This is a genomic window from Mitsuaria sp. GD03876 (genome assembly GCF_029840635.1).
GTDB lineage: Bacteria > Pseudomonadota > Gammaproteobacteria > Burkholderiales > Burkholderiaceae_C > Roseateles.
Window position 1 is genome coordinate 105,367 of the sequence record NZ_JAOCCU010000013.1, and the last position, 13,679, is coordinate 119,045.

At 71.4% G+C, this 13,679-nt stretch carries 8 protein-coding genes; 5 read left to right on the forward strand and 3 right to left on the reverse strand.

What is annotated here, in order from left to right; genetic code table 11:
• Window positions 1–387: 387 nt before the first annotated feature.
• Window positions 388–3,141 carry a TonB-dependent receptor gene (locus tag N5D62_RS10590; RefSeq protein WP_279757683.1) on the reverse strand — a complete coding sequence of 918 codons (2,754 nt, stop codon included), beginning with the start codon at window positions 3,139–3,141 and terminating at the stop codon, window positions 388–390.
• Between the two features lie 543 nt (window positions 3,142–3,684).
• Between N5D62_RS10590 and N5D62_RS10595 the strand changes: the two genes are divergently transcribed.
• Complete coding sequence (locus N5D62_RS10595) at window positions 3,685–4,155, forward strand: 2Fe-2S iron-sulfur cluster-binding protein (protein ID WP_279757684.1); 471 nt, start codon at window positions 3,685–3,687, stop codon at window positions 4,153–4,155.
• Window positions 4,156–4,157: 2 nt separating this feature from the next.
• Window positions 4,158–6,311, forward strand: coding sequence for a xanthine dehydrogenase family protein molybdopterin-binding subunit (locus N5D62_RS10600; protein WP_279757685.1), 2,154 nt, complete (start codon window positions 4,158–4,160; stop codon window positions 6,309–6,311).
• Between the two features lie 10 nt (window positions 6,312–6,321).
• On the opposite strand, the gene N5D62_RS10605 is transcribed toward N5D62_RS10600, so the two are convergent.
• Complete coding sequence (locus tag N5D62_RS10605; RefSeq protein ID WP_279757686.1) at window positions 6,322–6,516, reverse strand: heavy-metal-associated domain-containing protein; 195 nt, start codon at window positions 6,514–6,516, stop codon at window positions 6,322–6,324.
• Window positions 6,517–6,888: 372 nt separating this feature from the next.
• Between N5D62_RS10605 and N5D62_RS10610 the strand changes: the two genes are divergently transcribed.
• The 3 genes from N5D62_RS10610 to N5D62_RS10620 are packed head-to-tail and all read left to right on the forward strand — an operon-like array spanning window position 6,889 to window position 10,486.
• A complete protein-coding gene (locus tag N5D62_RS10610; protein WP_279757687.1) occupies window positions 6,889–9,114 on the forward strand; it encodes a heavy metal translocating P-type ATPase in 2,226 nt (741 codons plus the stop codon).
• Window positions 9,111–9,539 (forward strand): Cu(I)-responsive transcriptional regulator, encoded by a 429-nt coding sequence (gene cueR, locus N5D62_RS10615; RefSeq protein WP_279757688.1) that lies wholly within the window; start codon window positions 9,111–9,113, stop codon window positions 9,537–9,539. The genes N5D62_RS10610 and cueR overlap by 4 nt, the downstream gene beginning before the upstream one ends.
• Window positions 9,536–10,486: a pirin family protein gene (locus N5D62_RS10620; protein WP_279757689.1), complete on the forward strand. Its 951-nt coding sequence runs from the start codon at window positions 9,536–9,538 to the stop codon at window positions 10,484–10,486. The genes cueR and N5D62_RS10620 overlap by 4 nt, the downstream gene beginning before the upstream one ends.
• On the opposite strand, the gene N5D62_RS10625 is transcribed toward N5D62_RS10620, so the two are convergent.
• Window positions 10,470–13,628, reverse strand: coding sequence for a hypothetical protein (locus tag N5D62_RS10625; protein ID WP_279757690.1), 3,159 nt, complete (start codon window positions 13,626–13,628; stop codon window positions 10,470–10,472). The genes N5D62_RS10620 and N5D62_RS10625 overlap by 17 nt on opposite strands.
• Window positions 13,629–13,679 lie beyond the last annotated feature (51 nt).

A 13,679-nucleotide genomic window follows, 5' to 3' on the forward strand; every position in this document is an offset into this window, starting at 1 on the left:
GGATCGCACCGGAGTCGATGGGCCCGGTGCGTTGCGTGACGAGATTTTTTCAGTAGCTCAAACGTGTCGTTAACCTATAAAAACACGTTGCTTCACACCGCAGCAAAAGAGCGACAGACCTATAAGAAGAAACCCGAAAGTCATGGGTCAAACGCGGGGGAACCCTATCCCCACAAACCCCCTCAAATGCAGGCAGTAGCCACACAAATTTGTCGGGCGTTTGACATGAATAACGGATGTCCGGTGCCGAAAGCCATGTCCGGCACCAGCCGCCGATGGCCCGGAAGAGCCAGGGCGGCCGGCGATCGGGCATGAAAAAACCCGGCCGGGGCCGGGTTTGAAGGGTGGGGACGACGCCGCGGGCGCCGTCCGGATCGCGGGACGCGATCAGAAGTCGTAGGACGCACCCACCTTGTAGCTACGCGGACGCAGCTTGTAGCCGTCGCGCAGGTTGACCGGACGCTCGTCGCCCATCAGGTTCAAGATGTTCAGCGACAGGCGCACGTTCTTGAAGCCGGTGTAGCTCAGGCTGAAGTCGGTGCGCAGGTCCTCGTCGATGAAGCAAGGCAGCGAGCCCGGCTTCAGGCGGGTCTGGCAGGCGACCTGGTCCCAGTCCGCCGCATCCGCCTCGTCCTTGTTCAACTGCGTCTTGGACGTGTAGTTGAAGCGCAGGCCGGTCGTCCACGGGCCCTTGTTCCAGGCGGCCGAGAACACGGCCTTCAGGCGCGGGTTCTCGTACAGGCCGACCTGGTTCGGACGCCAGGTGTTGGCATCGATGTCCCAGGCCTTGTAGGTCAGCGCGTAGGTCGCGGCCACGCCCAGGTTCAGCGTGCCGAACGAACCGGCGGCGACGCGGCCCTTCAGGTCGATGTCCACGCCCGAGGTCTCGGTCTTGCCGAAGTTCTCGTACTGCAGCAGCAGCGACGTGATCTGGCCGGCCGGCCAGCTCAGGTTCTGGCCCGAGAGCTGGTTGGCGCGGTCGATCCAGCCCTGCTCCTGCGCGTTGACCGGACCGCGGCTGATCATGTTCTCGTAGCCGGCCTTGCCTTCGCGGGCCAGCACGTAGGACGGATCACGCGAGGAGATCTCGTTCTTGCGCTCGATCTTGAAGTAGTCGACGGCGATCGACGCGTTCTTGGTCGGCTCGAACACGAAGCCCACCGTGATGCTCTTGGAGGTCTCCGGCTTCAGGTTGGGGTTGGCCGAGATCATGGCCGGCACCGAGGCCAGGCAGCCGCTGTTGTAGGCGGCGGTGGCGTCGGACTGGTCCGCGGCGGTGCCCTTCTTCAGGATGTCGCGCAGCTTGGTGGCGGTCTCGCAACGACGCGGATCGACCGTGTTGTTGAAGAAACCGGTCACGCCGACCTGGCCCAGCGTCTCGGGGATGTTGGGCGCGCGGAAGCCGCCGGCCACCGTGCCGCGCAGCAGCAGCTGCGGCGAGACCTCGTAGCGGACGCCGAACTTGGGCGACACGCGGCCGTCGAAGCCCGAGGCCTTGTCGAAGCGCAGCGCGCCGTTGAGCTCCAGGCCCTTCCACACCGGGGCGTTCAGCTCCAGGAAGGCGGCGTCGAGGTTGCGCTTGCCGTCGATCAGGACGGAGCCGCGGCCGACGATCTCGGCGCGCAGGACGTTGTCGGTCGACTTGATCGACACGCCTTCCTGGCGGTGCTCGGCGCCGACGGCGAAGGCCAGCGGGCCGCCCGGCAGCTGCATCAGCTCGCCGCTCAGCTTGGCGTCCACCCAGGTCTGGTGGTTCTTGCCCTTGGAGCCGTTGACCGGGAACAGGCGATCCAGCAGTTCCTTGCTGTTCGGGCCGCCGATCTTGTATTCACCGGAGGCGACGGCGGCGAACAGGTCGCGCGAGCCCCAGCGGCTGAGCTTCTCGGCATCGGCGGCATTGCGGCCGACCGACACTTCCCAGTCCATGTCGCGGAACGTGCCCTGCAGGCCGGTCAGGACGCGGTACTGCTTGCCGGTGCCGTCGTAGTTGAAGATGGACGGATCGTCCATGAAGCGGTAGTCGATGCCCACCGGCTTGCCGGTCGGGTTGGCCGGGTTGGTGGCCGACAGCACCGGGTGCGGCACCGACTGGGCGACCTTGTTGTAGCCGTCGTACCAGCGCGAGGTCGAACCGGCGCCGATGGCCATCGGCAGGTTGCGGTACTCGGTGGTCGTCTTCGAGTAGGACGCCTCGGCGAAGGCCTGGATGTCCTCGGTGATCTTCAGGCGGCCGGCGCTGAAGAAGTTCACGCGCTCGGCCGGGTCGGAAACCGGGTTCAGGCCGTTGACGTCGGTCACGCACTGGCCCGACGCGTTCAGCGTCGTGCAGCCCTGGACCGGCACGCGCTGGCCGTTGACGCGCAGGTTGCCGGGGAACGAGTTCAGGCTCGGGTCGCCGAACGAGGGCAGGTAGATGCCCTTGTGCCACGCCGGGTAGCTGTCCTTGACGTCGCCGACGGTGTAGCCGTCGCGCTTGTACGCCTCGAGGTTGGCGAACACATTGAAGCGGTCCTTGTCGAGGTCGCCGAAGCCGGCCACGATGCTGGCCTGGCGCTGGGCGCCGTCGCTCGGATGCTCGTTGAAGGTGACGCTGCCCGACACGCCCACGCCGTTGTAGCTGCGGCGCGTGATGATGTTGATCACGCCGGCCATGGCGTCCGAACCGTAGATGGCGGAGGCGCCGTCCTTCAGGATCTCGACGCGCTCGACGGCATCGGCCGGGATCGAGTCGACGTTGACGAAGGTGTCCTTGGCGCCGTCGGCCAGGCCGAAGTTGGCGACGCGGCGGCCGTTCAGCAGCACCAGCGTGGCGCCCTTGCCCAGGCCGCGCATCGACACGCCGGAGGCGCCCGAGGCGAAGCTGGTGTTGCTGCCGTCGTCCTTGATCTCGTTGCTCGACGTCGACGTCAGCGTGTCCAGGACCTGGCGCACGGTGTTGGCACCGGTGCGGCGGATCTCGTCACGGTTGTAGACCTGCACCGGCGAGGCCGTTTCCGAGGCCAGACGCTTGATGTTGGAGCCGGTCACCTCGACGCGCTGGAGCTGGGTCGTGTCCTGTTCCTGCGCACGCGCGACCTGGGCGCAGCACAGCAGCGCCGCGGCGGCGCTCAGGGACAGGGAGAGCTGGTTGTTCTTTCTCATACTTCCACTTCCGATTTGATGAAAGGCCGGATGGATCGCATCGGCCGAGGAGACCGGCCGCCATGTCGGCGCCGGGATCGCAGCCGCGGGGGTTGCCCGAGGGTGCGAGGGGGCGGATTCTGGGGATGGGGATCCCCCATGCCTGCCGTCACGCATTGCAAATCAGCAACAAAGCTTCACGACGAAACTGTCGCTATTCGCCAATTCGGGCGACCATCGCCCGACCGCTTCAAAAGCAGGCCATTCAAGGTCGGGGACAGGTGGTTACCTCACCGGAAGCGAGGGAAAACCCTCCTGGGCCGTGAAGGCACCATCAAGGTGCGCTGAGCGCCCTTTCATGCGTGTATTCCCTGCCGGGTTCTCCCGGCCGGGTTCTCACCGCAGGGTTATCCCGGAGGCCGCGGGCCCTCGCGCCGGACATGAACCGGCGGCGCACGTCGACGGGACGAAAGCGCTACCCTTGCGCACCCCGCCGCAAGACCCGACCCCCTGCAGAAGGGACGGCGCGGCGGTCCGCCCAGGCGTCCCCAGGAGGAACCCCCCATGTCCATTTCGATGACCGTGAACGGCAAGGCGGTGACGCTCGATGCCGATCCGCAGATGCCCTTGCTGTGGGCGCTGCGCGAAGACCTGCAGCTGACCGGCACCAAGTTCGGTTGCGGCATGGCGCTGTGCGGCGCCTGCACCGTCCACCTGGACGGGCAGCCGGTGCGCGCCTGCCAGACGCCGCTGGAGGCGGCGGCCGGCAAGAAGATCACCACGATCGAGGGCGTCGGCGCCACGCCGGCGGGCCGCGCGGTGCAGGCGGCCTGGCTCAAGATCGACGTGCCGCAGTGCGGCTACTGTCAGAGCGGCCAGATCATGAGCGCGAGCGCGCTGCTGGCCGGCAAGAAGAAGCCCAGCGACGCCGACATCGACGGCGCGATGAGCGGCAACGTCTGCCGCTGCGGCACCTACAACCAGATCCGGGCGGCGATCCACGACGCCTCGGCCACGCTGGCCAAGGGAGGCTGACCATGGGCATCACCGTTGAATCCCCGAGCCGCCGCGCGCTGCTCAAGGGCGGCGCGGCGCTGACCGTGTCCTTCGCGCTGCCGCTGGCGGCGACCCGCGCGGCGCTGGCGCAGGCCGGCTCCCCGAGCAACACCTTCGCGCCCAATGCCTGGCTGCGCATCACGCCCGACAACAAGGTCACCGTCGTGTGCGGCTCGGCCGAGATGGGCCAGGGCGTGCTGACCGCGATCCCGATGATGGTGGCCGAGGAGCTGGACGCCGACTGGGCGCTGGTGTCGGTCGAGCAGGCGCCGGCCAACACGGCCTACAACAACCCGATGTTCGGCATGCAGGCCACCGGCGGCAGCACGACGGTGCGCGCGCACTGGACGCCGGTGCGGCAGGCCGGCGCGGCCGCGCGCCAGATGCTGGTGGCGGCCGCGGCGCAGCAATGGGGCGTGGACGCCGCGGCACTGCGCACCGAACGCGGCCAGGTGATCGGGCCCAACGGCCGCAAGGCGACCTACGGCTCGCTGGTGGACGCCGCGGCCAGGCAGCCGGTGCCCGAGAAACCCGCGCTGAAGGACCGCAAGGACTTCCGCATCATGGGCAAGCCGACGCGGCGGCTCGACACCGCCGCCAAGATCAACGGCAGCGCCAAGTTCGGCATCGACGCGCATGTCGACGGCATGCTGGTCGCGGTGATGGCGCGCGCGCCGATCGCCGGGGCCAAGCCCAAGGCCTTCGACGAAGGCAAGGCCAAGGCCGTCAAGGGCGTGCGCAAGGTCATCGCGATCCCGTCGGGCGTGGCGGTGCTGGCCGACGGCTACTGGGCCGCCAAGCAGGGCCGCGACGCGCTGGGCATCGAATGGGACCTGGGCGAGCACGCGGACCTGTCCAGCGACAAGGTCTCGACCACGCTCGACGAAGGACTGCAGAACGCGACCGCGATCGCGCGCGAGACCGGCAACGTGAAGGACGGCGCGGCGACCTCGGCCCGCACGCTGTCGGCGCAATACGACGTGCCCTACCTCGCGCACGCCTGCATGGAACCGCTGAACTGCCTGGCCTGGGTGCGCGGCGACGAGGTCACCATCTGGGCCGGCACGCAGAGCCAGGGACCGGCGCAAGGCATTCTGTCGCAGGTCGCGCAGGTCACGCCGGCCAAGGTGAAGGTCAACACGCTGTTGCTGGGCGGCGGCTTCGGACGCCGCTTCGCGCCGGACTTCACCATCGACGCGACGCTGCTGTCCAAGCTCAGCGGCAGCCCGGTCAAGCTGGTCTACGCCCGCGAGGACGACATGGCCGCCGGCTACTACCGGCCCACCTCGCGCGTGCGCTTCGAGGCCGGCCTCGATGACAAGGGCCAGCCGCTGATGCTGCGCGCCGACGTGGCCAGCCCGTCGATCATGGCCGCCTCGGGCTTCATGAAAATCCCGGAAAACGGCGTGGACTCGATGGCCGTCGAAGGCCTGGCCGACCATCCCTACGAGATCCCCCATCAACGCATCGCCTACGGCCGCGCGGAGCCGGGGCCGCAGGTCTGGTTCTGGCGCTCGGTGGGACATTCGCAGAACGCGTTCTTCATCGAAAGCTTCATCGACGAACTCGCGCATGCGGCCAAGGCGGATCCGCTGAAGTACCGGCTGGCGCTGCTGGAAAAGCAACCCCGCGCCCGCGGCGTGCTGGCACTGGCGGCCGAGAAGGCCGGCTGGCATCGGCCCGCGCCCAAGGGGCGGTACCGCGGCCTGGCCGTGGCGGAAAGCTTCGGCACCTTCGTCGCCGAAGTCGCCGAGGTCTCCGTCGGCAAGGACGGCACCATCAAGATCCATCGCGTGACCGCCGCCGTCGACTGCGGCCAGACAGTCAACCCGCAGACGATCGCCCGGCAAATCGAGGGCGCCGTGGTCTACGGCCTCTCGGCCGCGCTGTACGGACGCATCACGTTCAAGGACGGCAAGGTGGAACAAAGCAACTTCCACGACTACCCCGTCCTGCGCCTCAACGAGATGCCCAAGGTCGACGTCCACATCGTCCAGAGCAGCGAAGCCCCAGGCGGTATCGGCGAACCCGGCACCCCGCCGATCGCCCCCGCCGTCGCCAACGCGATCTTCGCCGCCACCGGCAAACGGCTGCGTCAGCTGCCGTTCGACAGCGACGCGCTCAAGCAGGGCTGATCACGCGCCCTCAGGAGGCCGGCGGATAGCCGGCCTCCGCCAGCACCTCCGCCAATTCCTCCCGGCTCAGGTCGCTCTCCACCTTCACCGTCTTCTGCGCCAGATCCACCTCCACGTCAGCCTGGCCATCCGCCTCCTTCACCGCCGTCGTCACCGCCGCCAGGCAGTGGCCGCAACTCATGTCAGGCAGCTTGAATTCATGCATGTCGGACTCCTTCATTTCAAATCGACGGCGGAGAGGTTAAACCCTTCCATCATGGGAAGGTCAAGAAGCCCCGCGATCGAATACCCCTGAGAACGAGCACGTCTCCGGGACCCGGGGCCCCCCGCCCTCATACGCTCCACATGTTCCGCAAATCGGTCGGGCGGCCCCGGGTCCCTTCGACCGAACCACCGAGTCATCCACCACCGAGTCATCCACCACCGAGCCATCCAACATCCAACATCCAACATCCAACATCCAACATCCAACACCCAACATCCACCATCGAGCCGTCCGCCATCGAGCCAACGTCCCCCTCTGCCATCCGAGGCATGGTGTTGACCTTCCCATCATGGCAAGCTTGAGACTTCAGCCATGAACACCGCCACCACCGCCCCAACGTCGTCCGGCGAACTGCAGTTCGCCGTCTCCGGCATGACCTGCGCCAGCTGCGTCGGCCGCGTCGAACGCGCCCTGCGCAAGGTGCCCGGCGTCGAAGACGCCCAGGTCAATCTCGCGACCGAGTCCGCCATCGTCCGCGCCACCGGCGGTGTCGGCGCCGACACGCTCGTCGCCGCCATCGGCAAAGCCGGCTATCAGGCGCACGAGATCGTCGGCGAGGACGACACCCCGTCCGCCCCCGTTCCCTGGTCCGCCACCGGCTGGCCCGTGCTCGTGGCCGCCTTGCTCACCCTGCCGCTGGTCGCGCCCATGGTCGCCATGCTCTGGGGCACGCACTGGATGCTCGACGGCTGGTGGCAGCTCGCGCTCGCGACCCCCGTCCAGTTCTGGCTCGGCGCGCGCTTCTATCGCGCCGGCTGGGCCGCGCTGAAGGACCGCAGCGGCAACATGGACCTGCTCGTCGCCCTGGGCACCAGCGCCGCCTACGGGCTCAGCCTCTACGAACTCATTCGCCAGGGATCGATGAGCGGCGCGCTCTACTTCGAATCCGCCGCCGCCGTCATCACGCTGGTGCTGCTGGGCAAGTGGCTCGAGGGCCGCGCCAAGCGCCAGACGCTCAGCGCCCTCGCCGCGCTCAAGCAGCTCCGCCCCGAACACGCCCGCGTGCGTCGCGGCCCCCTCGGCGCCGAGGTGGAACTCGACGTGCCGCTGGCGCAGCTGCGGATGAAGGACCTGATGGTCGTGCGCCCCGGCGAGCGCATCCCCGCCGACGGCCGCATCCGCGAAGGCCACAGCCCCGTCGACGAGTCGCTGATCAGCGGCGAGAGCCTGCCCGTCGACAAGGCCGAGGGCGATCGCGTGATCGGCGGCGCCGTCAACGGCGACGGCCTGCTGCTGGTGGAAGTCACCGCCCTGGGCGCCGAATCGACGCTGTCGCGGATCGTGCGTCTCGTCGAGTCGGCGCAGGCGCACAAGGCCCCCATCCAGCGGCTGGTGGACCGCGTCAGCGCGGTGTTCGTCCCCGCCGTGCTCGGCATCGCGGCGGTGACGCTGCTGGCCTGGGGCCTGTCGACCGGCGATTGGGAACGCGCGCTGATCCACGCGGTCGCCGTGCTCGTCATCGCCTGCCCCTGCGCGCTGGGGCTGGCCACGCCGGCCGCGATCATGGTCGGCACCGGCGTCGCGGCCCGCCGCGGCCTGCTGATCAAGGACGCCGAGGCCCTGGAGCAGGCCCGCCGCGTCGAGCTGGTGGTGTTCGACAAGACCGGCACGCTGACGGAAGGCAAGCCGCGCCTGACCGGCTTCACCGCGGCGCCCGGCCAGGGCGAGGCCATGGCGCTGACGTTGGCCGCCGCGCTGCAGATGGGCAGCGAGCATCCGCTGGCGCGCGCGGTGCGCGACGCCGCCGCCGAGCGCGCGCTGGCGGTGGCGCCGGCCTCAGCGGTGCGCGCGGTCGCCGGCCGCGGCGTGTCGGGCCGCGTCCAGGCCCGCGCGCTGATGTTGGGCAGCGGACGCTGGATGGCGGAACTTGGCGTCGATCTCTCGGCGCTGGACGCCGCGGCGCGCGACGCGCTCGCGCAGGGCCGCACGCTGTCCTGGCTGGCCGCCGGCGACGGCCCCGGCGCGCCGGTGCTGCTGGCGATGCTGGCCTTCGGCGACCGGAACAAGGCGACGTCGGCCGCCGCGATCGCCGACCTGAAGGCGCTGGGCCTGCGCACGCTGATGCTCAGCGGCGACAACGCCGCCGCCGCGAACGCGGCCGGCGCCGCGCTCGGCCTGGACGAGGTCCGCGCCGAGCTGCTGCCCGAAGACAAGGCCCGCATCGTGGCCGAGCTGCGCGCCGACGGCACGCACGTGGCCATGGTCGGCGACGGCATCAACGACGCGCCGGCGCTGGCCGCCGCCGATGTCGGCCTGGCCATGGGCGGCGGCACCGACGTGGCGATGGAAGCCGCCGGCATCACGCTGATGCGCGGCGATCCGCGGCTGGTCGCGGACGCGATCGCGCTGTCGCGCGCGACCGTCGCGAAGATCCGCCAGAACCTGTTCTGGGCCTTCATCTACAACCTGCTGGGCGTGCCGCTGGCCGCGCTGGGCCTGCTGAGCCCGGTGATCGCCGGCGCCGCGATGGCGCTGTCCAGCGTGTCGGTGCTGGGCAACGCGCTGCTGCTCAAGCGCTGGAAAGGAGCCGCGCGATGACCGTTTCCCTTCGCGACGCCGCGCCGCTGACGATCGGCCAGGCGGCCGAGCGCTCCGGCGTGTCGCCCAAGATGCTGCGCCACTACGAGTCGCTTGGCCTGCTGCCGCCGGTGGCCCGCACCGAGTCCGGCTACCGCCTGTACGGCGAGCGCGAGGTGCACACGCTGCGCTTCATCCGCCGCGCGCGCGACCTCGGCTTCTCGATGGCGGAGATCGCCGAGCTGCTCAAGCTCTGGCAGAACCGCCGCCGCGCCAGCGGCCAGGTCAAGCGCATCGCCGAGGCGCACATCGCCGACCTCGACCGCCGCCTGGCCGAGATGCAGGCGATGCGCCGCGCGCTGGCCGAGCTGGCCCACTGCTGCCACGGCGACGACCGCCCCGACTGCCCCATCCTCGACGACCTCGCACAAGGAGCCTCCCCATGAGCGACCCCACCGGCGCGTCCACCGACGCCGCCTCCGACCCGCATCCCGCCCGCTGGGAACGCATCGCCGCGCACCTCGGCGACGTCGGCGGACTGCCCATCCGCCGCGCGGTGCCGACGTCCAAGCGCCGCATGATCGGCGCCTGGTGTTTCCTCGACCACGCCGGCCCCGCCGACCTGACGCCCGCGACCGCGATGCGCGTCGGCCCGCATCCGCACACCGGGCTGCAGACCTTCAGCTGGATGATCGAAGGCGAGGTGCTGCACCGCGACAGCCTGGGTTCGGAGCAGATGCTGCGACCCGGCCAGGTGAACCTGATGACGGCGGGCCGCGGGATCAGCCACACCGAGGAATCGCAGTCCGACCGGCTCCAGCTGGCGCAGCTGTGGATCGCGCTGCCCGACGCGGTGCGCCACCGCGAGCCCGCCTTCGAGCACTTCCCCGAGCTGCCGTCGTTCGCTACCGGCGGCTTCGACACGACGCTGCTGGTCGGCGAGTTCGGCGGCCATCGCTCGCCGGTGCCCAGCCACACGCCGCTGCTGGGCGCCGACCTCAGCGCCGATCGCGCCGCCGAGGCGACGATCCCGCTGCACCCCGACCACGAGTACGGGCTGATGGTGCTGGAGGGCGAGTTGTCCGCGACGCTGGACGGCGAGTCCACCGGCCTGAGCCAGCCGGGCCAGTTGCTCTACATCGCGCCGGGCGCGCAGTCGCTGAAGCTGCTGTCGGGCGGCGGCAAGAGCCGCGCGCTGCTGCTGGGCGGGCCGCCCTTCGGCGAGCCGGTGCTGCTGTTCTGGAACTTCGTCGGCCGCACCCGCGCGGAGATGCAGGACTACGCCGAGGAGTGGAACAGCCGCGAGGACGGCGGCCGCTTCGGCGCGGTGCGCGGCTTCGACGGCCCGCGCCTGCTCGCGCCGGTGGTGCCGGCGCTCAAGGCGCCGGTGTAGCGCCTCGCCAGGCGCGCGCCTCCGCGGCGCGGACCGCGCCCCGGCTCACCGCCTCGTCCAGGAAGGCGCCATAGGCGGCGCAAGCCGCGTCGTCGAGTGCCGACGGCGCCGGCAGGTGCCGTCGCAGCGCGGGCAGGCCGTGCGGTTCCGGCCGGACGAGCCGGGCGAGCCGGCAACGCCGGCCGCGGCGGTCGAGCCCCTTGGCCAGGCTGCGCAGGTGGGCGTCGCTCAACAGCCGTTGCGCATGCAGATGCAGCAGCCCGGCGCAGAACTCCCGCACGTTCTCGGCCCGCCCCGCCATCAGCGCCGCGCCCAGCGGTGATGGCCGCCGGCCGCGCCGGCCAAGCAGCGCGATCACGTCCGACGAACGCAGGCCGGCGCCCTCCACGGCCCGGGCCGTCATGGCCATCAGGGCGGCGAGCGGCTCATGCCCGAGCTCCAGCACCGCCGTGTCGAACAGGCGCTCGCGGTTGGCGTTCATGGCCGCCATCAGCGACCGGAGGTCGCGCCGCCGCACCACGCCGCGGCGCTCGGCGCGATGCGAGACGAGGCCGGCCAGCCCGTCCATCCAGGCCCGGGCCGCCGCCAGGTGACCGTTCCGGACGGCCTCGCGCAGCGCCGGCGGCCGGCCCGGCGCGCCTTCGAAGGACGAGAAGAGGGTCCGGCGCCAGCCGTCGCGCTGCAGGGCCTGGGCGTGGGCCAACAGGACGCCCACCAGGTCGACGTTCCCCGCGGCCATCGCCTCCCCGATCGCGACATGGCCGCCGCGCCGATACCAGCGCTCCAGGTCGAGGCCCGCGAGGCCATGGTCCTGGGTCAATCCCAGGACCCGCGCCTCGTCCGCCAGGTGCGCCCGGACACAGGCCGTCCGCCCGGCCGCGGCCGCCAGACGCACCGGGTGCGGCCCGTCCGCCTCGCCCACCATGAGTTCGAGGACCTGTTCCGGCATCAGCAGGTCCGCCAGCCGGGCCTGCGCCAAGGCGTCGCGATAGGCCGCGGCCGCCTCGGCCGAGCCGGCCACCAGCGCGGCGTGATAGACGCCCCGGCCGTCCTCGCGCGGCACGAACACCGCGTCGAACAGCTGCCCCGGGTCGATCACGCGCCCGGTCGCCGCCAGGCGCAGGTGCGCCATCCAGATCGAGACGGCCCGGCCATGGTCGCGCTGCATCGCCAGCGTGAACCCGTCGGGCAGGTGGCTGCCCTCCAGCCCGTTGGCGTCGAGGAGCAGCGCCCTGAACACGGTCTCCGACAGGACGCGGTACGCATAACCGGCGGAGACCTCCTCGAGAAAGACCTGCAGGGCGGCGCTCCGCCCCTGGGCCAGCGCGCTGCCGATCGCGCTGAGCGAGCCATCCCAGCCGCCCGAGGTCAGCAGGTCGCCGATCGTCGGCGACAGGCGCCGCCCCTGCGCGTGCACGGTCAACGCGGTGGAGACCAGTTCCCGCACGACGTCCTCCGCCCCGGGCGCGGCCATCGCCGCGCACAGCGCCGTGCGCCCGTCCTCGCCGCGGGCCGCGATCGCGGCGCCGCGCTCCCGATCCGTCATGGCCGGCGCCGCCGTCAGCAGCAGCGGGTGCCAGAGCCGCAGCGCCACCGCGTCCTTGCGCCGCGCGGCGCAGGCGACGGCAGCAGTCCCGTCGCACGCGCACCAGGCCGCCGCCGCCGCCTGGGCGTGGGTCGGCCGCAGCGCGTCCAGCGCATGCCCGTCGTTCGCCTCCGCCGCGGCGGCCAGCAGCCGGTGCCGGACCGCCGGGTCCAGGCCGCGGGCACGGTGCGCCGCGAGCCACTGGGCGCAGCCGTCCGGCCCGAGCCGATGCCACCAGTGGGACGCCAGCGCCTCGGACGCCAGCCAGCGCGGCGCGATCCGCAGCAGCGCCTGCGGCGGCGCGGTCGCGATCGCGGCGCGCGCCAGGCCCTCGCACTCGGCCTCGCGCAGCGGGCGGGGCAGGACGCGGTCAAGGTCCAGCAACTGGCGCGGTTGCACCGGCCAGGCGTTCCCCGCGTCGAAGCCGGCCCCCGGCGCGCCGTGCTGCACCCACCACAACCCGTCGCCCAGGCCGCACAGGCGCCGGGATCCGTCGGCGTCCTGCCAGGCGACCAGCGTCGCGATCGCGCGCGGCGGCACCGCGCCCTCGCGCATCAGGTTGGCCAGGCACTGGACGGCCAGCCGCACCGGCGTCTCGATCACGCGGACATCGCCGCTGGCCTCGTCCTCGCGGAACAGCGTCCAGCGGTCCACCGGACCGAGCCGGCGTTCGATCGCGGCGATCTCGAGCTCGAGCGCGTCCTGCCGGTCGTCCGGCATCGGCCACGGACGGTCGAGGTCGATCCCGGCCTCGGCCAGGCGGACGCGGAGCGTCTCCAGCGTCTCCTCCGCCAGCGCGTGCGCCACGGCCTCGGCCGACACCCGCCGACGCAAGGTCGCCTCGGCGCGGTCGACGATGGCGGTGTCCAGCGATGCGGCGTCGAAGAAGTGGTCGGGCGGGAAGCGGTCGCTGCCGGACAAGCCGAGCCGCCGTTCCAGCGCGGCGACGTAATGCGATTCGAAAGCCGCGAGCGTGCGGCCGCGCTCCCGGGGATCGCGTCCCACCGTCGCGCGGACGATCTCGATCAGGGTGCCGCGGATCAGCTCGGCGCGCCGCCGGGCGGCGCTCTCGGTGACGCCGCCGGCCGCGCAACTCAACACATGGACCGCGTCGCGCAACCCGCTGGCGAAACCCGGCACGCACAGCGTCGAGACCTCGGCGACCCGCTCCAGCTGCTGCTGGCGCAGTTCGACCGGCACGTGCTCGTTGGCCACCAGCCTCGCCAGCACGCCCAGTTGCGCGGCGCCGTCGCCGGCCAGGAACTCCCGCCAGCGCGGGTGCGAGAAGGGATCCGTCGGATCGTCCGCGCGAAGGGCGAGTCCGCCCAGGGCCAGCACCTCCGGGCGCAGCGGCAGCGCGAAGGCGGCCATCGACACGGCCAGGGCCTGGCAGGCGTCCTCCAGCCGCGGCGCGGTGTCGGGCGCGTCGCCGGACAGGGGCAGCGTGGCGGCCAGGCCGGGAGAGAAACCGAAGTGGGGATCGAAGGGGTCGCCGGTGTCGGGCTCGTCCGGTGGGGGCGGCGGCAAGGACGACGGGCGGAGGCGGAAATTCGGCATGCGCGGGACTGACGGGGCGAAGCCCGTCTTTGTCCGCCGGGGGCCGGCGGC